Origin of the sequence: Microvirga soli (assembly GCF_016734765.1) — a bacterium.
GTDB lineage: Bacteria > Pseudomonadota > Alphaproteobacteria > Rhizobiales > Beijerinckiaceae > Microvirga > Microvirga soli.
In genome coordinates this window covers 12,689-30,850 of record NZ_JAERQE010000033.1, presented here as the reverse complement: position 1 = coordinate 30,850, position 18,162 = coordinate 12,689, and the positions used below count along the sequence as shown (strand labels likewise).

Genomic DNA, 18,162 nt, shown 5'->3' with positions numbered 1-18,162 from the left:
GCCGAAGAGCGGCCGCATAAGCCAATGACTTGGTCAATGGGCGCGTACCTGCACCCGCTCGCCGATCTCGTTCAGGATGCCATGGAGCACGTCAAAGTCGGGGTGGCGCAGCCGCATCCAGGCATTAGCCATGTAGCCGGCCTCTACGGGCTGCGTCGGCGTGCCGGGTGTCAGGAAATCATGGCCGACCACCAAGTCGCCATAGCTGCGGAACATCTCGTCGGCTCCCGCATAGCCTGCAATGCGCCCGTCACGATCAGGCCGCAACGCAATAATGCCGCAGGCATAGCGGCGCGAGGGCGCATAATCGGTGCGATGATGGCAGACTGCCAGAGCCCATTCGCGGTAAAGATCGAGCTCGTTGCCGACGCTGTAGCTATCCCACTGCCCGACACCTGGCGGCCGGCAGCCAATCTCAGAAAACTTCGGGCCCTTGGGCCCAAAGAATCACTCCATGTGAGTGGCCGCGGTGCCAATACCGAGCGATTTAACCACCTGCCGCCCCATTTCCTTGACCTCCGCATAGGCGAGGGCGTCCATCCGGTTTGTGGCGATAATCTGAGGTGAGATCCAGCGGGCGCGCATCGCTTCGAGCACATTCGGGAAGTAATGGCTGATGAAGTCATGTGCGATGCGGCCTTCGATGGTGAGTGTATCGTAGAAGCCTTCGTGCCCCTCGATGAACTCCTCGATCGCCACCGTCGCACCGTCGGCAAGGCCGCTTGCCCGCGCTGCGGCTTCAAGCTCCTCCGGGTTCCCAGCACAAAACGTGCCCAAAGCGCCGGCAGCCGCTCGCGGTTTGATGATCACTGGGAAACCAACTGCATCGGTGAAATCACGCGCCTCTGGCGTACTCGATACGCCGGCTGATGTGGAAGTCGGAACGCCCGCATGTCGGAGCACCTCTTTCATCGCCACCTTGTCACGACAGAGATAGGCGGTTCGTGCCGAGATGCCCGGGATCGTGCAGCGCTCGCGCACATGAGCTGCCGGGAGAATATGCGCCTCGACCGTCGCTTCGAGCCGGTCAATCCACATGCGGCTCTGTGCGTTGCGCACCGCCCATTCGAGCGCACTCTCGTCCGTCACGGAGGCGATCTGCTGATAGCCGCCGAGCCAGCCTTTGGCCTCGTCATCAATCCAATCGTAGGGCCGCTCCCCGATACCCAACACGTGGGCGCCGATCGACGCGAGGGCGCGCGCGAACTCGCGCTGATTGGCCGGGAAGGCGGGCTCGATGAAGAGCACGTTTATATTGCGCCTGCGTCACGGTATCAGTTGGTTGAGATAGACGGGCAGCATCTGCTGCCAGGTCGGCCAGTCGTGATCGTAGGCGGAGCCCCAGACATCGACCCGGTTCGGCACGCCCCTGCCGCCGAGCAGATGCGCCATGCGCCAAGCCTCGTCAGGATTCTCCCAGCGACCCTGGCCGGTTGCCATCAGAATAAAGCGTTGCCTTAGTGCATCAAGGATTGGACCTTGTCCAAGACTGGGCATAAAGCAGATCGGCGCCGAGAAGTAGTAATCCGGAGTCCCCTGGAAGCCGAGCAGGCGCTCGAGATCGTAGGTGCCGCTCATCGCGATCGCGGCGCGAAAGAGCCACGGATAACGGCAGGTCATCGCGACTGCCTTGAAGGCACCGATCGAAGCGCCGGCTGTGACCACCTCAATGCTACCGTCACGACAATCGGCACGGATTGCCGGTACGGCCTCATGGGCCACATAGTCCTCAAACTGGTTCAGCAGCCAACAGCGGTACTCGACCGAGCCCCACTTCGCCGCAAGCGCGCGCCCGGCGATGCTATCGCAGCAATAGACTTTGATGCGGCCGGCTTCGATCATCGGCCCGATCGCGCCGATCAGCCCCATCCGCTCTGGCTCCTCGGCATCGCCGCCCGCGGTCGGAAAGAGCAAAACCGGCTGGCCCCAATGGCCCCAACGGATCAGCGTAATCTCCTGCTCTAGCCGCGGTGAATACCACCTAGAACCCGTCTTGATCACCGCGCGCGCCCTCCTGTTCCCGCCATAGCTGAATGCGGTGCCAGAACAGTTCGGTGAACTCCTCGACCTCGTGCGCCGGGAAGAGTGCGCTCACCTTCTGGTGGATCGCATTGCGCATGCGCTCCGAGCCGAAGAAGTCATAGGCCAACGCGTCGAGGTGGCCGAGCCGGGTGCGGCAGAAATCGCGGAACCGTTCAGTTTCGAATCGATCGTGCGCGATGCGGGCGTACTCCCGCAGCCGCTCACGGGGCTCGAGGTCGCGGTCGGCAACGGCGTAAAACGGCTCCCAGTCGAGGTTCCGGCGCATCTTGCGCCCGGTCGCGGCACAGAAGATCGACCAGCGCAGGTTTGCCTTGATCAGCCAGGGGAAGTGGTAGTGAAGCGACGTCACCTGGCTGTCCGGGCAGGCATTGGCGAAATCGATGGGATGCCAGACCCCGTGGCGCGCCAATGCCTCGCACGAGTTGAAGTCCCAGCCAAAGAAGGCGTTGATGGTGAGCGTCATGTCCTCGAGCACCGACGCGTCCTCGGGGGGCAGGAAGCCGATATCCATGCGGTAGCGGTCGTGCAGCGCGGCAGAGGGATCGTAGTTCACCTTCCGCAGTTGTGGCCCCAGCCCGATGCAGCGCACGAACCAGTCATAAGGTAGGGCCGCGGCCTGCAGGTTCATCACCTCGGTGCCGCTGGCGTCGTAGGCCTTCTGGAAGCCTGCAAGATCATCGATCTTGGTCACCCCCTTCCAGCCGCCGCCATGATAAGGCTTCATGAAGAAAGGATAGCCGATCTTGGCCCCGATCTCCTCGAGCGAGAACATGCGGGCATACTGCCTCAGGGTTGCTTCAAGATCGTCGGTCGCGTCATAGGCCTTGGGCGGCAGCAGCCAGGTCTCCGGCACCGGCAGGCCGAGACGCATCATCGCACAGTAGGAGGTGTGCTTCTCGTTCGACTGCAAGGACCAGGGATTGTTGTAGACGTAGAGATCGTTGAGCACGATCGCCTTCTTGATCCACTCACGGCTGGTCGAGTACCAGTGCGTCAGGCGGTCGATGACGACATCATACTTCACCGGCTGCTGCAGGTTGAAGGGCTCAATCGTCACTCTTTCGCAGTGGAAGCGCAGTCGGTCGTCGCCGTGCTCGAAATCGAGCTTCAGGCCCTCTAGTAAACTCTCGTAGCAGATCGGCCAGCAGATATCGGCGCCCAGCGACAAGCCGATGTTGACGGTACGTTCGCCCATCTCCTCCCTCCCATTGGGGGGTCAGGAAGGGCAAACGCGGCCGTTAGCGCTCTTGTTCCTGCTGCCGGCGCAGCACCCACATCAGCCCGTCGCGCAGTTGATCGCGCCAGTTGTGCCAGTGGTGCCCGTCCCAGGCACTCTTAAAGAGAACGTTGATGCCGCGTTCGCTCAAGAAATTAGCAAGAGCCTGGTTCTCCTCGGCCAGTCCTTCAAGCTCGCCGGTCGAGATGAAAGCACGGGCTCCGGGCACCTGCGGCGCCCGCCGCAGGGCCCGCACAAGGCGCGCGATGCGGTGGAAGACTGGGTGGGGCCGGTGCTCGAGCTTGCGCTCGTCAAGGATGAAGGATCCGGACTGCAGCACCAGTCCGCCAAAAACGCCAGGGTAGCGGAAGGCAGTTGAAAGCGAGGCTACGGCCCCGAGGCTCGCGCCCATAACGACCCGATCCTCGGGTTCCTCCGAGATCCGGTAGCGGCTCTGAAGAACCGGCAAGAGCTCTCGCACAAGGTAGCGCGCATGCCTGCGCCCACGGGTGTATTCGCCCATCCGGTCGCGGGTCTGAACCAGCGCCGCCACAACGGGTGGAATGTCGCCCGCCTCGATCAGGTTGTCGAGCGAAACGGAAAGGTCAGCGTAGGAGACGAAATCCTGGCCGTCATGAATGATGACCAGGGGGTAAGGTCGTTCCGCCGCATAGCCGGCAGGTAAATAGACTCGCTCTTCGCGGCGCTCACCAAACGCAGCGCTCCCAACCTCCACGGCTTCGATGCGCCCGGCGGGAGCCCCACGCGGCTCGCTCCACTCGGGGCGTGTGTAGCCATAGGTCCGGCACTCCGAATTCTCACCAAACGGATCGCGGGCCCGCGCCGGGTTGAGCGGATCCAGGATCCATTCCTCGCCACCGTGCCGCCCGATCGCCAGCTTGTACTCGAACCGGCCACGGTCTGTGGCAGGCAGGCGCAGCAGCCAAAGGTTGGTCCCCGACACCGGCTCGAAGTGGGCGCGTTCACCAGCGTGAATCCACCGCAGGAGATCAACATGGTCTGCTCCGCCCCGCCAGACGAAGGTCACCGCCCCTGGCTCGACAAGCGGAAACTGGTGGTTCGCCAGGAAGTCGTCAATGGCCGCGGGTGTGGGCTGGCCGTTGGCGAGCAGCTCCGCGATCTGCGCATGCTGCCGTGCCGGCGATGCTCGATCGGCCCCGCCGAACCCAGGCTGGCTCAGGTGAACGTTCATGTAACCTGCTAACCTGCTCGATGAGGAGATCACAACGGGATATTATCGAGCGATTGCTCCCGCAGAGCGTGTCAGGTAGGGGGCTGCGGCCCGGATTGCAACTCGGCGGGACAAGTTTCGGCAGGCGCAGGGCTGTCGGGCTGCACCGACTGGGCGACCAGCCAGTCGACCACAGCCACTTGCGCCTCATGGTCGCCGGCCCCCGCTGCAAGGGCGTCGTGATAGACTTTGAGCTGCTGATCGGCGCTGGTTCCGCGCTGCGCGATGGTGCGGGCATGCTCCACTTCAGAGATACAGCCGAGCTCTTCTGCATGAGGCCGGAGGATTTCGATCAGCTCGTCGATGAGTTCGGGTAGCGGCACGACAATTCCCTTGCCGAAGTCCGCCAGCTCGGCCTCAACCCCATAGCGCTGTGCCCGCCACTTGTTCTCCAGGATCAGGATGCGCCGGTACTGGCGCCACCGCTGGTTGTTGTTCCGCAGGTGCAGCAGGAAGGCTAAGATTGATTGGTAGAGTGCCGCGATCGTCAGGCCGTCTTCAAGCCAGGTGCAAACATCGCAGATCCGGATCTCGAGCGTTGGATGCCGCGAGCTGGGCCGAAGGTCCCACCAGATCTTCGTCGGGTCGGTAACGACGCCGGTCGCGGCGAGATCCTCGAGGAGCTCGGTCCAGTCGTTCCAGCTCTCGAAGACCTCCGGCAGACCTGAACGAGGCAGGTCGCCAATGATGATGGGCCGGAAAGCCTTGAGGCCGGTATCATGGCCCTCCCAGAAGGGGGATGAGGTGCTGAGGGCGAGAAGATGCGGCATGAAATAGCTGACCTGGTTCATCAGGTCGACGCGCAGGTTCAGGTCCTCAATCCCGGCATGGACATGCATTCCGCAGATCGCCATCCGCCGCGCCAGGCTGCGGTTCTCGGCGCCGAGGATGCGGTAGCGCTCCATGTCCACCGGCTCCTGGTCACGCCAATGCGACCAAGGGTGAGTTGAGGCCGCGATCATCCGCATGCCGAACTCCTCGGCCGAGGCGGCAACGGCCTGGCGCAGCTCGAGCAGTTCCGCGCGTGCCTCTCCGACCGTGCGGCAGACGCCGGTGCCGATCTCGACCTGGCTCTGCAGGAACTCGTGGGTGACACGAGAGCCGAGGATCTCTTTGCACCGCGCCATAAAGCCGGCCGGCTGCCGTCCGGCCAGTGCCCGCGTTTCCGGGTCGATAAGAAGGTACTCCTCCTCGATCCCGATCGGGAAAGCCTCGTAACGAATGCTCATTTGCTCCTCCCGACCTTGCTACAGGAGCCATTGGGATGCGACGCTATACGCATGGTCGCTCCCGAAACGAACCCGGCAACAAGTTGCGGGTTCCGCTAAGGCCAACGTTCGGCCGCTAGCGTTGCTATTAGAGCGGCGTTTGTCGGGGCTTCGTGGATGATTCAGAAGCTCAACCAGCAACAAGCAGCAAGGCATGGGTGGAGGCCTGGAACTGGCACGAGGTGGAAGTAGTCCTGATATCTGCTTAGGATAAGGAAACTGGGCGTTCCTGAGTGCAAGGCGGCACGGAGCACAACCCTGGGCGTTGCGCCACCACATCTCTGGCCTCAGACACGGAAGCATCGAGTTCCTAAGGATGTGCTGCAATGCTGGATAGCCGTATCAACGACTTGGCCGCGACAGAGCACACCTGCTGCGGTAACATGATCTGGCCGATGCGTGAGGACAGAGCTCGCGAGCCTCTCCGCCGCGGCGTGGAGGGCTTTCGCATGTCGGGCCGTTCGATACACATCAAGGTCGATGGACGAACCTATTCAGGGACCTTCGTCGTCGACCGCAAGGTTCTGACCGTTACCACCACCTACGGAAGAAGGGCCGCCGAGATCAATCCGCGGGTGGCCCATGAGGCACTGGCCCATCAGCTGCTTCAGGATCTGGTCCGAGAGGAGAAAGGCCGCAAGGGCTCGACCTTTTGACCACCATCCTGGCAGGCTGGCTCCTGATCTCGATCGTGCTCGACCTCTCGGCTGCCGGGTTCGACAGCACGAGGGGTGAGATGGGATGGCACTCGTCCTGACTCAGCCATTATTCCCTGGACGTAGCAGCACAGGGAGGTCCCCACCGGCACGGTCACCACACGAAGACCAACTATCGGAATTAGACTTGCCGATCCTCGCAGGTCTGGAGGTCGCCATGTACGTCGTGATCCGCAAGTTCAACCGCATGAGTTCGGTCGCTGAGGCTGCCCGTCGCGCCGAGAGCGGCATTGGCCAAATGTTGAAGCAAACACCAGGGTTCCAAGGCTACTGCGTGTTCGATGCCGGCGATGGCGTCGGTGGATCAATCAGCTTGTTTGAGAACCAGGAGGCTGCCATTGCAGCCAACGAGAAGGCATTGACCTGGATCCGGGCGAGCCTGACGGATGTCATCGACGGTGAGCCTGAAATCACCATGGGTGTGGTTCTGGCCACCGTGACACCTTGAACAGGCATGTTTCAGTTCTCCAGGCTGCAGGATCAGCAATGAGCTTAGCTATTCAGAAGTCGAGACCCGCCAAAGGCTTGTTCGCACTCGTCGTGCCGTTAGCGCCTCGCTGACGAGCTCTCGCGTCCGTCAATTTGTTGGCCGATCAGTGCGATGGCGCGCTGGTAGACGGAAGCGGCATTCCAGGCCTGGATCGCCCTAAAGTTAGGCTCGCCCGGTTGATACCCTGCACCGGCGCGCCAGCCATGGGCCTTGAGGAAGTTGGCCGTGGAGGCGAGAGCGTTGGTTGCGATGTTGAGATCGCCGCCGGTGCCGTAGTTCAGAATGCTCTCGGGCAGGAACTGGGTCTGGCCGATCTCGCCATGCATGGAGCCACGCGTGTCCGCCGAGAGAACGCCACGGTCGATCAGGGTCAGGGTGGCGTAGGGCTGATCGGTGAAGAATGCTGACCGGTGACAGTCATAGGCGAGTGTCGCCACAGCCGAGAGCGTGTTCTGGTTGCCGCGCTGCCGGCCAAACGCTGTCTCCATGCCCCAGATCGCCAGGAGCGGCCCCGGCGGGACGCCATAGCGCTGTTCAAGAGAGGCAAAGAGCGCCGCCTGAGATTGCTTGAGTGCACGCCCGTGGACAAGAATATCGGACGTTCCTGTCAGTGGACGAATTTCACTACCTGACCCGCTCCTGACCTTCGGTGTTTATCGTATGAAACCGTACAGAGAAGCTTCCGACGCGCTTATTTTCGTGACTGCACTCCCTATCCCCGCTTAGGGCATTCTCAACTGCTTGACTTATCCGTGGGGTAAAAGCAGCCGAAGGACCGATAGCCTTCCGCCCCGTTCCTGTGTGGCGGCCGTGGATCAACCCAATCAGTCCTCCCTGCGCAATCGTCTGCTCCGAGCTCTGGCCCCGGAGGACTTTGCGCTGGTCCGGCCACATCTGGAGCCGGTTATGCTGCCCAAGGGCAGGGTTCTGATCGAGCCCAACCAGACGATCGAGCACGTTTACTTCCCTGAGAGCGGGGTGGCCTCGGTGGTGGCCCTCAACTCCGACCACCGTCCGGTGGAGATCGCCATCGCTGGCTGGGAGGGGCTCGTTGGCCCGTCCGTGATCCTGGGTGTTGACTGCACGCCTCACCAGAGTTTCTTCCAGATGGAGGGTACGGGCTACCGCATTGCCACCCCGCATCTAATCCAGGTTCTGGAGGCGAGCCGGACGCTGCATGATCTTCTGCTGCGCTACATCCACGTGCTCACGATCCAGACGGCCGCCACCGCGATGTCGAACGGTGATAGCATCCTGAGCGAGCGGCTCGCCCGCTGGCTGCTGATGTGTCACGATCGCGTCGACGGCGATGAGCTGGCGCTCACGCATGAGTTCCTGTCCCTCATGCTGGCGGTCCGCCGCCCGGGAGTGACAGAAGCGATCCACCTGCTGGAGGGGACCGGCATCATCAAGGCACGGCGTGCCAACGTTACCATCCTTGACCGCGAGCGGCTGGAGGAGACAGCCGGCGATAGTTACGGCGTGCCGGAAGCCGAGTATGAACGTCTAATCCCGAACCCTGATAGGTCGGATGGCAGCCTCTCCAGGCGAGGTCGAAGTGCGGTCGAGTGATTGCCTCCACGATCAAGCCAGGGCAGCCAGGCCTTAGGCCGTCTTGTCGCTGGGTTCCTGGTGCAGGTAGGTTGGATCGAACTCGCCTGCTCGCTGGAGCCCCTCCCAGTCCAGGACTTTCAGGAGGCGGCCCTGCTCGCCAATCAGCCCTCGAGACCGTAGCTCTTGCAGGGTGCGGTTTACATGCACGTTCGAGAGTCCAGTGGCGTCGGCCAGCTCATTCTGGGTGATCGGGAACGCGAATGCATGATCCGTTACCAGCCCGACCGCTTCGTGGCGCAGGAAGAACTCACACAGCAGATGCGCCATCCGGGTCAGTGCCGGGCGTCGTCCGACATTGACCACCCATTCACAGAAGATCGCCGCGTCGATCAGGGTCTCGCGCCAGAAAACCCCAGAGAGGTGAGGGTGCTGCTCAAATTGAGCATGCAGGCTGCTGTGTGCGATGAAGGCGAGCTTGCAGGGGCTGACGGCTTGTCGCTGAAAGGCGTGTAGTTCATCTCCTGGTGCAGAACTCCAAGATTGAAGGGCCGCCATCGAAACGTGACGCCTGTCTCTTGCTGCACATTGGGACCCTCATGACAGCCAGGTAAGTGTAGGTGCTTCCCATGGAGAGCCAGAAGTCGATATCGGCACTTTCAGCCATGTTCAGCCTCCATTTTGCGGATGACCACCAATCCCGGCCCTAAGCTAACACCAGAACAGTGGCCTATGAGCCTCCTCTGAAGTCGTAGTTTCCTGTTCCATCAGACGGCCTTACGCGCAATTCGCGGACGATTTTCTCAGGCGAAAGTGGACTAGCGGATCAGGTAGAAAAACAGCGCGGCGACGATGACAAAGACCGATATGACCGCTCCTGTCCTGACCGTTCCGACAATCATGTTGCTTTCCTTGCCTAGAACGAGTTGATCGTAAGCCTTTACACAACGGTCAGCGAAGCCGTTTCCCTTATCTGATTGGCCGTTGGTCATGTTGCCCTCTGTTCCATACAGGGCTTATCGGAACTTGGCGCTGGAGACGGCGAAGGCCCCGAGGGCAGCCCGAGGCCTTGCCTATGGGGAAGAGCACCGGGTACGTATGAGCCCGAACACGGTGCTCGACCACCACAGGCCTTGATCGTGCGCCTGGCGCCAGGCGACGTCAATGGCAAACACCCGAGGTTGAACCGCTTGTCAGAAACGGCCTTGTCGGAAATCGGCGAGGCGTTTCGTCAGGACTTCGATCAACTCGTAATGGGTCCCCAGGGCCGGCTTTGTCACAATCTCTGACCGTGGACAAAAAGATCCCAGAGCGGTTCGTATTCACCTACCAGTCCTATGGCTCCGAACCCGGCGTAGAACGATCGGTACGTTATTCTCCGGAGGCCACACCATGATCAAAACACTCGATCAGCATTTCGGTCAGGACACGCACCTTTCGGACCGGATGCTGACCGGGTGGGCGAACAACGTAGATCCCTGCCGGAGGTGGTGGATAGCGCTTCATCACGGATAGAAGCGCGCCGGAAGCAACGTACTCATCCGTGATGCCATCGGGGACGTATGCGATCCCAAGGCCCGCTATGGCCGCTGCTACGAGAGCGACAGCGTTATCAGCCTTGAAGCGCCCTCGCGGATTGACCGTGATGATTTTCTCGCCGTCCATAAACTGCCAGGTTTCCGTTCCCTGCATGAGTGCCTGGTGGGTAGCAAGATCCTCGGGCTTTTCGGGAGAACCATGTGTCTCGACATAGTAAGGGCTCGCAACGAGCTTCCCGTAGATCGGCCCGACGCGTCTGGCGATCAGATTAGAGGCCTGAAGATAGCCCACCCGGATGGCGCAATCATACCCGTCAGTGACAAGATCGACAATTTGATCGCTGTAGCAGGTATGGATTTGCAGGAGCGGGTGGCGTCGCGCCATTTCGGCCAGCACGGGAGCGAAGTGGGTCGGGCCAAATGACAGCGGCGCAGCAACGCGCATGCGCCCGCGAAGCTCACCCGCTGGCAGAATCGTTTCTCTCGCCACATCGATTTCCGCACAGACTCTGGCGGCATAATCCCGGAACGTGCTTCCTGCTTCAGTGAGAGACGCCCCTCGGGTGGTCCGTGCGAGAAGCTGGACACCTAATTCCTCTTCAAGCCGGACGAGTCGCCGGCTCACCATCGACTTTGAGACGCCAAGCCGCACCGCGGCAGCCGAAACACCTCCGGCGTCAGCAACCTCAACGAAGGTCCGCAGGTCTTCGATGTCCAAGTTGGCGTTCCCCGATTTGCGACACAGCTCATCAAGAACGAGCACTACCGCATCATGGAGCGGAATGCGAGTGTTCGCGCCGTCGGCAGCGCCGCTGTCAGCGCGAGCCGCTCGGTGAGTCCACCCGTCCGACAAGGTGACAGTAGAGGATTTATCGATGACGTTTCGTAACGGTCTTGCATCCCTCCTTCGTCCGGAAGATTCAGTTCTGGTTCTCATCGACCACCAGCCTTATCAGCTTGCGAACCTGAACAGCCATGAGCCCCAGATGGTGATCAACAACACTGTGGGTTTGGCTAAGGCAGCTAAGGCTTTCGGCGTGCCCACGATCCTGACCACTGTCATCGCCGAGCGAGGTGGTAATCTGTTCCCCCAAATCGCAGACGTATTCCCCGGCCAGAAGATAATCGACCGGACGTTCATCAACACGTGGGAAGATAAGACGACAGTGGATGCAGTTAAGGCGACCGGTCGCAAACAGCTGATCATCGCCGGCCTCTGGACCGAAGTTTGCGTCGCCATGCCGACGATCCAAGCCCTTGGCGAAGGCTGGGATGTAACAGTCGTAACTGACGCATCGGGCGGTACATCGGTCGAGGCGCATGAGGTCGCCATCCACCGCATGATCGCGGCCGGCGCGAACATGATGACGTGGCTGGCGGTTGCGTCTGAATGGCAGCGCGATTGGGCGCGGTTGGACACTGCCGCAAAGATAACGGATGTGGCCGTACAGCATGCCGGGGGCAGCGGGATTGCGTTCCTGTGGGAACAGCAGCTGCTCAACACGCCCGTTCCTAAGAGCGCGTGATGATCTAATCAAGGTGATGAGTGCCAAGCAGGAGCTTCGCGAAAACTCTGCCCAAGTGGCGCTCATCGACCCTTCCCCGGGGGCATCATGGTGGATCGTATCGTTCACCAGCGCGTACGGTTCGCCACCACCGTACGACCGACGCAATAGAGGATCATGAGCATGAGTTGGAACCCAGCACTCGAACCAGGATGTCCCGATGATGTTGGCTTTGACGCGATTGAGACCCTCATCGTTCCCCGGGCCCGCGACCTTGGCGGCTTTGAGGTGCGGCGTGCTTTGCCAGCGCCGAAGCGGCAGATGGTTGGCCCTTTCATCTTCTTTGACCAAGCTGGGCCGGCCGAGCTGTTGACCGGCCACGGCATCGATGTTCGGCCTCATCCGCATATCGGCCTTGGCACGGTCACTTACCTTTACCGCGGCGACTTCCATCACCGCGACAGCACCGGAGCGGACCAAATCATACGTCCCGGTGAGTTGAACTGGATGGTTGCCGGGCGCGGCGTGTCGCATTCGGAGCGCACCACCGCGGCTGCACGAACCGGCCCGAACAGCTTGTTTGGGATCCAGACTTGGCTGGCTCTGCCGGAAAGCCACGAGGACATGGAACCCACGTTCGAGCACCATAGCAAAGAGGTGCTGCCGATGATCGAAGACCACGGGGTTTCGGTTCGGCTCATCCTAGGCAACGCCTACGGCAAGGTCGCGCCGGCCAGGATGCTCTCGGAGACCTTCTACGCTGATGTGAAGCTCGAACCGGGGCGCCGGCTGCCGATGCCGGACGATCACGAAGACCGGGGCATCTACATCGTCGAGGGCTCGATCTCAATCGCCGGTCAGGATTTCCAGGCACCGCAGATGATGGTCTTCCGCCCCAGCGACAGGATCACGGTCGCGGCCGGTGACCAAGGCGCGCGGTTGATGATCCTAGGCGGCGCCACGCTCAGCGGAGCGCGTTACATCTGGTGGAACTTTGTCGCCTCGTCCCAGGAGCGGATTGACGAAGCCAAGGCCGAATGGCGCGCCCAGAACTGGGGCAAGGGACGCTTCGATCTGCCGATCGATGACCGGGACGAGCACATTCCTCTGCCGGAATGACCGGCGCTTATACCGACTCCCGAACAGACCAGACCTTGGATGGAAGAAAAGCGGAATGACCAATAAGTGGCCTCACCTCGACTATCTCGGCTGGCGCGAAACCTGTTCAGCCCTGCATCTCTACCTGCAGGTGGCCGGCAAATACCGGCTTGCTCATTCACCGTGGCTGAACCATTCGTGGAACGCGACCTTTTATGTCACGCCGAGCGGCTTGGCATCCTCGCCGATTCCCGATGGCCCGGGAATAGAGATCCTCTTCGACCTTTTGGACCATAAGGTTGTCGGCACCAACGGCGAAGGCCGCAAGGCTTCGATTGCGCTAGGCCCGACCACGGTCGCGGCGTTCCACAGCAGTTTCGTACAGTTGATTTCGGAACTCGGCGGCGCGCCGACCTTCAGCGGGCAACCGAACGAGGTACCCAACCCAATACCCTTCTCCGAAGATCATCGCGACAGGCCCTATGACCGCGACGCTGTTCAACGCTTTCATCAAGCGTCTGTGGCGGTAGATAAGGTCTTCAATCGGTTCCGCACGTCCTTTCTTGGTAAGTCTAGCCCAGTTCACCTCTTCTGGGGCAGTTTCGATCTGGCTGTCACCCGGTTTTCGGGACGCCGCGCGCCGCTCCACCCCGGTGGCATTCCCGCCTTGCCCGACAATGTGGCTCAGGAGGCCTATGACCGTGAGGTCTCATCAGCCGGATTCTGGCCGGGTGGCGGCGGTATCGACTATCCTGCCTTCTACGCGTACGCCTATCCGGCGCCGAACGGCTTCAGAAGCGCGGCAGTCCGACCCGATGCTGCGTTCTGGCACGACGGCCTATCGGAGTTCATCCTACCCTACGAAGCCGTGCAGTCAGCTCCCGATCCAGACGAAGCCCTCATGGCATTCCTAGTCTCGACCTACGAGGCTGCGGCCGAACTCGGAGAATGGGACCGCGACCTGCTGGAATGTGCGCAAGGACGGCCACGCCAAGTGCGCCCGCCCGATGCCGAATTGGCGAAGGATGCGCCTTCGATAATCGGCGGGACGATCGAGCGGGAAGATGGCGCATCGAAGGGGCGCTACCGGATCGTCATCGACGGTGCTGAAGCCGAAATGACTTACAGCCGGGCCGGTGATGGCCTGATCATCATCGACCATACCGAAGTTCCCGCGGTCTTGCGTGGCCGCAAAGTCGGCGAACGACTGGTGCGACAGGCGATCGAGGATGCCCGGCGCGAAGGTGTCGCCATCATTCCACTCTGCCCATTTGCGAAGGCGCAGATTGGCCGACATCCAGAATGGCAGGACGTCTTGCTTCGTTCATAGATCTGACTGCGATGGAATCGGACCTGCTGAGCTTTGGCCTGGAGGCGATTGCCAAGCGTCATCAAGCGAGAGGCCACACTTTGAGCCACCTGCATCTGACATCGTTGGAGGACGTGGGGTCCGTCAAAGGCAAGGTGTTTCCTCAGAAGCCTTGTCCGAACTGGACCGCAGTAGGAGTGAACTGGCTCGCAGGCTTCGATTTCGAGATCAGGGTGATAGCGCGGATCCCAGCGGCTGCCTAATCCATCACCGGATTTTGATCACGCGTTTGAATCAAATACGTCCTTCAGTGGCCAACTATCGTGACTGTCAAACTCCTGGCCCAAAACGGAGCGGCTCCCATGACTGTTCGCAAGTTCTCAATCGCCGACGCATCGTTCGAGCGCTCGCCTGGTCAGGATGGGGAAGTGTTCGCGGGCAATGTGATCGACCAGCGCCACGGTGGGCCGATCACTCTCGGATATGGTCGCTACGGACCCCACCAGAGCATCGACGAAACCCTTGCCGTGCACGATGTCATGGTGGTGCTTGAGGGGAGCCTGTCGGTCACGTCGAGTGCCGGCATGGTCACCGCCGGTCCGGGCGAGATCGTCTATATGCCTCAGGGCGAGGCGGTTACCATCCGGTCACTTGAGAAGGGGGCAATCACCGCCTACGTCACATATCCGCACTGGAAGGAGGCGCATGAGTGACCGGACCCGCGTCCCTGGTCAGCAAGCCTGGATGAACGTCACCTTTCGGGTATCTGTAAAGATCCTTTGTAGGTCGGCAAATGGCACTTCCCGGAAGTAGGCCGAGGGTCTGCTCCAGCAAGGAACAGCGGACATTCCTCGCAGTGAACAGATTTCACTACCTGACCCGAAGCAGTCCTTCCGACAACCTGTTGTGACTTGTCGACCCTGCGAACCTGCATGGCCATAACGCCTTGGGCTGCCTCATCAGCAGTGGGGTGCCTCCGGTCGCGGCGTAGATGCCACCCGTCAGGTCACTGCCCTCGTCGGAGGCACGCAGAATGTAGATGCAGGCCAACTCCTTGGGTCAGCCAGAGCGGCCCAGCGCCGCGTCTCCATCGGGCTGGCCACATGTCCCGTGCTGAACATAGGCGGCGCCACAACCGACCTTACCCGTCCGGGATGCGTTAACGTCAGATCGATACGACTCGGTGGGCGAAGACGACTGAGCCTCCTGTCGAATCGTCGGTCCCGGTGTCAACGCCAAGGGATCACGGGGTCCGAAGACTTGAGCGGAGACAAGCAATGTTTGGGCCGCTTGCGCTTGACCGGATGTCTTCCATCATCGGAACGGGAGCCATGGGCCCAGAGCCTCCTGGAACGGAAACGGTCGGGCAACTGCTTGAATGGGTTGGGATCGCCATCTTCGTCGCGCTGCTGGTCGGAGCAGCCGTGATCCTGGTCCGAAACCGCCAACGAGACTGATGATCACCCCCCGCGTGTATGCTGTTGCGTGCAAGCCTTTCCACTGTCACGGGCGATCAGGCCGAAGCGATACGCATCACAACCGGATCCGGCCAAGGCTCAGCGACGATCCACGCTTCGCTCGCCAAGACCGATCGTCGCGATCAACAATTCGCCTCCTTTCCAGCCTTAGCTTTCCGTCTCGTTCTCTTGCGGGTGTGAGCCGATGGAATGGCCCAAAGCCTAGTGCTGAGACGCCCTTGGATGCGCCGGGCTCTGGCGGTCGTGGGGGCGCTCGCCATCCTGGTCCTGCTTGCTAGCCTCTGGGCTCTGGTGCAGGTGCGCTCTAGCCTTCCCCGGCTGGAGGGTACCGTCACGGCATCTGAGCTCTCAGCTTCGGTCAGTGTGGCGCGCGACGAGCGCGGCGTTCCGACACTGACCGGACGGACCCGCGCCGATCTCGCCTGGGTTTTGGGCTACCTGCATGCCCAGGAGCGCTTTTTCCAGATGGATGGCCAACGCCGCCTTGCTGCGGGCGAACTGGCCGTGCTGGCTGGAGCCTCCCTCCTCACGCAGGACCGGGAGCATCGTCTGCATCGCTTCCGCACCCGCGCTATAGCGGTCTTGGCGGCAATGACCCCGGACGAGCGCGCCGTCCTGGACGCCTATGTTGGTGGAATTAATCGAGGTTTAGGCGACTTGAGGGCGCTCCCCTTTGAGTACATGCTCCTGCGAGCGACACCGGCCCCGTGGACGGCAGAGGACACCGTGCTATCCGTCTATACGATGTACTTCGACCTGCAGGAGGCCGATGGTTTGACGGAGCGTCGGCGTGCTCAGGCGGAGCAAGCACTGGGCTCGCCGATGGCCGCTTTCCTGTTTCCCGAAGGAACATCATGGGACGCTCCGCTGGATGGCTCCAACCTGCCGATGCCGGCCATGCCAGAGGGCCTTGTCACCAAGAGAGCAGACACCTTGGTACCGCTAGGTGACAGAAGCGTAGAGATCGCAAGCCTGGGCAGTAACAACTGGGCCGTGGGAGGGGCTCTCACCACCTCCGGTGCTGCCATCGTGGCCAACGATATGCACCTTGGTCTGCGCGTTCCCAACATCTGGTACCGGGCACGACTGGTGCTGGATCACGAGGACACTGGCCCCAGCCTGAATATCACAGGTGTGACGCTGCCAGGGGCTCCGACCATCGTGGCCGGCAGCAACGGCAAGATCGCCTGGGGCTTCACCAACAGCTTTGCCGACACCAGCGACGTCGTGATCCTCGAGCCTGTCGAGGGAGACCCAGCCCTGTACCGCACCCCCACAGGTCCCCAACCACTCCACCGTGTGGAGGAGCGGATCTGCGCCAAAGGAGCAGCATGCGAGATCCTCCCGATCGAGGCGAGCCTGTGGGGGCCTGTCATCGGCGTCGACCACCAAGGCCATAAACTCGCGTACCGCTGGATTGCTCATGATCCCGTTGCAGTGAACTTGCGCAGTATGCTGGATCTCGAGCGTTCCGCCACAGCACGCGATGCTCTGGACATCGCCCACCGGCTGGGCATTCCGCATCAGAACCTTGTTGTCGGGGATGCACAGGGCAATATCGGCTGGACGGTCACCACCGCCCTGCCGCAGCGCTTTGGGTTCGATGGGCGACTGCCCGTGTCCTGGGCTGATGGCACCAAGGGGTGGAGCGGATATCTTGCACCAGATGCAGTGCCAGTTGTCTACAACCCCGAGAACCAACGCATTTGGACCGCCAACAGCCGAGTGATCGGTGACGAAGCGTTAGGGAAGCTCGGTATTGGCGCCTATGCCCACCGATCCCGTGCTCGCCAGATCAGGGATGGGCTGTTGGCGAAGGACCGATTTGACGAACGGGACATGCTGGCGATCCAGCTCGATGATCGTGGCGTGTTGCTGGAACGGTGGCAGGGCCTGATGCTCGAGCACCTCCGGGCCGGTGCGGGAGATCCGCAATACGCATCTCTGATCCCAGAGGTAGAGAACTGGAGAGGGCGTGCAGTTCCAGACTCGATCGGCTACCGCCTTGTCCGAACGTTTCGATCGGAGCTGATTGCTGCCGTCTATGCAGCCTACACGCCCCTCATGCGGGCGGGGGAGCCTGTACCAGCCAGTGGTCAGCCCCCACGTCCGATCACGAGCAAGCAAGCGGACGAGCCAGTGTGGCGCCTGCTCACGGAGCGGCCAGCTCATCTCGTGCCACCTGGTTATCAAAGCTGGGATGCAGTCGTGGACACCGGGATTGCAAAGACGTTGTCGGCTGTGGCCTCCCAGGCAGGGGAGCGGCTTGGTGCCTTCACCTGGGGCGCAGCCAATCGGTCCGAGATCCGACATCCGCTATCCCGCGTCGTGCCCGGACTGTCGTTGTTCTTGGACCCGCCCAGTGTGGCGCAACCGGGAGATCTCTACCAACCGCGGGTGGCGAGCCCGACAACGGGAGCGTCGGAGCGGTTTGTGGTGGCGCCGGGGCATGAGGAGACGGGTGTATTCCATATGCCCACCAGCCAGACCGGTCATCCGCTCTCACCCTATTACATGGTTGGACATGAGGATTGGGCGAGGGGCCGAGCAACCTCCTTCCTGCCGGGTGAGCCAAAGTGGCAGATGGTGTTCCAGCCGTGATGAGCACCTTTCCCGGGTGCTAACCCGGGGACAAGCAGCCTTAAGCATGATCAATCGGGATAAGAGTGCTGCCGTGAAGCACCCATAGCGTTCGTCG

Annotated in this window: 18 protein-coding genes and 2 pseudogenes; 10 read left to right on the top strand and 10 right to left on the bottom strand. The window is 61.4% G+C overall.

Annotation, left to right across the window (positions count from 1 at the left end; all coding sequences use genetic code 11):
- Window positions 1-33: 33 nt before the first annotated feature.
- From JKL45_RS21730 to JKL45_RS21705, 6 genes are all read right to left on the bottom strand, one after another.
- A complete protein-coding gene (locus JKL45_RS21730) occupies window positions 34-267 on the bottom strand; it encodes a hypothetical protein (protein ID WP_201863671.1) in 234 nt (77 codons plus the stop codon).
- A gap of 180 nt (window positions 268-447) precedes the next feature.
- A complete protein-coding gene (locus JKL45_RS30705; RefSeq protein ID WP_201863670.1) occupies window positions 448-1,248 on the bottom strand; it encodes an ATP-grasp domain-containing protein in 801 nt (266 codons plus the stop codon).
- Between the two features lie 18 nt (window positions 1,249-1,266).
- On the bottom strand, window positions 1,267-2,001 hold the full coding sequence (locus JKL45_RS21720) for an esterase family protein (RefSeq protein ID WP_201863669.1): 735 nt from the start codon (window positions 1,999-2,001) through the stop codon (window positions 1,267-1,269).
- Window positions 1,982-3,238 carry an ATP-grasp domain-containing protein gene (locus JKL45_RS21715; RefSeq protein ID WP_201863668.1) on the bottom strand — a complete coding sequence of 419 codons (1,257 nt, stop codon included), beginning with the start codon at window positions 3,236-3,238 and terminating at the stop codon, window positions 1,982-1,984. Before JKL45_RS21715 ends, JKL45_RS21720 begins: the two co-directional genes overlap by 20 nt.
- Window positions 3,239-3,281: 43 nt before the next feature.
- Window positions 3,282-4,472 (bottom strand): alpha/beta hydrolase-fold protein, encoded by a 1,191-nt coding sequence (locus JKL45_RS21710; RefSeq protein ID WP_201863667.1) that lies wholly within the window; start codon window positions 4,470-4,472, stop codon window positions 3,282-3,284.
- A gap of 71 nt (window positions 4,473-4,543) precedes the next feature.
- Entirely contained in the window at window positions 4,544-5,740 is a 1,197-nt protein-coding gene (locus tag JKL45_RS21705) for a carboxylate-amine ligase (RefSeq protein ID WP_201863666.1), read from the bottom strand.
- 365 nt (window positions 5,741-6,105) lie between these two features.
- Here JKL45_RS21705 and JKL45_RS30090 point away from each other — a divergent pair, with 365 nt between their 5' ends.
- Window positions 6,106-6,435: a hypothetical protein gene (locus JKL45_RS30090; protein WP_246498776.1), complete on the top strand. Its 330-nt coding sequence runs from the start codon at window positions 6,106-6,108 to the stop codon at window positions 6,433-6,435.
- Between the two features lie 187 nt (window positions 6,436-6,622).
- Window positions 6,623-6,943 carry a hypothetical protein gene (locus tag JKL45_RS21695; protein ID WP_312897009.1) on the top strand — a complete coding sequence of 107 codons (321 nt, stop codon included), beginning with the start codon at window positions 6,623-6,625 and terminating at the stop codon, window positions 6,941-6,943.
- Window positions 6,944-7,041: 98 nt separating this feature from the next.
- Here JKL45_RS21695 and JKL45_RS21690 read toward each other — a convergent pair.
- Window positions 7,042-7,572: pseudogene (locus JKL45_RS21690) on the bottom strand (lytic murein transglycosylase); the annotation flags it as partial.
- 223 nt (window positions 7,573-7,795) lie between these two features.
- Between JKL45_RS21690 and JKL45_RS21685 the strand changes: the two are divergent.
- Window positions 7,796-8,557, top strand: coding sequence for a Crp/Fnr family transcriptional regulator (locus JKL45_RS21685; protein ID WP_201863665.1), 762 nt, complete (start codon window positions 7,796-7,798; stop codon window positions 8,555-8,557).
- 33 nt (window positions 8,558-8,590) lie between these two features.
- Here JKL45_RS21685 and JKL45_RS21680 read toward each other — a convergent pair whose 3' ends face one another.
- The 3 genes from JKL45_RS21680 to JKL45_RS21670 all read right to left on the bottom strand — a co-directional run bounded on the left by JKL45_RS21680 (window position 8,591) and on the right by JKL45_RS21670 (window position 10,792).
- A complete protein-coding gene (locus tag JKL45_RS21680) occupies window positions 8,591-9,094 on the bottom strand; it encodes a Crp/Fnr family transcriptional regulator (RefSeq protein ID WP_201863664.1) in 504 nt (167 codons plus the stop codon).
- 260 nt (window positions 9,095-9,354) lie between these two features.
- On the bottom strand, window positions 9,355-9,528 hold the full coding sequence (locus tag JKL45_RS21675) for a hypothetical protein (RefSeq protein WP_201863662.1): 174 nt from the start codon (window positions 9,526-9,528) through the stop codon (window positions 9,355-9,357).
- Between the two features lie 379 nt (window positions 9,529-9,907).
- Window positions 9,908-10,792 (bottom strand): LysR family transcriptional regulator, encoded by an 885-nt coding sequence (locus JKL45_RS21670; RefSeq protein ID WP_201863660.1) that lies wholly within the window; start codon window positions 10,790-10,792, stop codon window positions 9,908-9,910.
- A gap of 157 nt (window positions 10,793-10,949) precedes the next feature.
- On the opposite strand from JKL45_RS21670, the gene JKL45_RS21665 reads away from it, so the two are divergent.
- From JKL45_RS21665 to JKL45_RS21640, 7 genes and pseudogenes are all read left to right on the top strand, one after another.
- Window positions 10,950-11,600: a hydrolase gene (locus JKL45_RS21665; RefSeq protein ID WP_201863657.1), complete on the top strand. Its 651-nt coding sequence runs from the start codon at window positions 10,950-10,952 to the stop codon at window positions 11,598-11,600.
- A 162-nt stretch (window positions 11,601-11,762) separates the two neighbouring features.
- Entirely contained in the window at window positions 11,763-12,698 is a 936-nt protein-coding gene (locus JKL45_RS21660; RefSeq protein WP_201863656.1) for a pirin family protein, read from the top strand.
- A 55-nt stretch (window positions 12,699-12,753) separates the two neighbouring features.
- Window positions 12,754-14,007 carry a DUF5996 family protein gene (locus JKL45_RS21655; protein ID WP_201863692.1) on the top strand — a complete coding sequence of 418 codons (1,254 nt, stop codon included), beginning with the start codon at window positions 12,754-12,756 and terminating at the stop codon, window positions 14,005-14,007.
- 107 nt (window positions 14,008-14,114) lie between these two features.
- Window positions 14,115-14,249: pseudogene (locus JKL45_RS30085) on the top strand (RidA family protein); the annotation flags it as partial.
- A 99-nt stretch (window positions 14,250-14,348) separates the two neighbouring features.
- On the top strand, window positions 14,349-14,699 hold the full coding sequence (locus tag JKL45_RS21650; protein ID WP_201863654.1) for a EutQ-related cupin domain-containing protein: 351 nt from the start codon (window positions 14,349-14,351) through the stop codon (window positions 14,697-14,699).
- A 564-nt stretch (window positions 14,700-15,263) separates the two neighbouring features.
- Window positions 15,264-15,443: a hypothetical protein gene (locus tag JKL45_RS21645; protein ID WP_201863651.1), complete on the top strand. Its 180-nt coding sequence runs from the start codon at window positions 15,264-15,266 to the stop codon at window positions 15,441-15,443.
- Between the two features lie 210 nt (window positions 15,444-15,653).
- Window positions 15,654-18,065 carry a penicillin acylase family protein gene (locus JKL45_RS21640; protein ID WP_201863649.1) on the top strand — a complete coding sequence of 804 codons (2,412 nt, stop codon included), beginning with the start codon at window positions 15,654-15,656 and terminating at the stop codon, window positions 18,063-18,065.
- Window positions 18,066-18,162 lie beyond the last annotated feature (97 nt).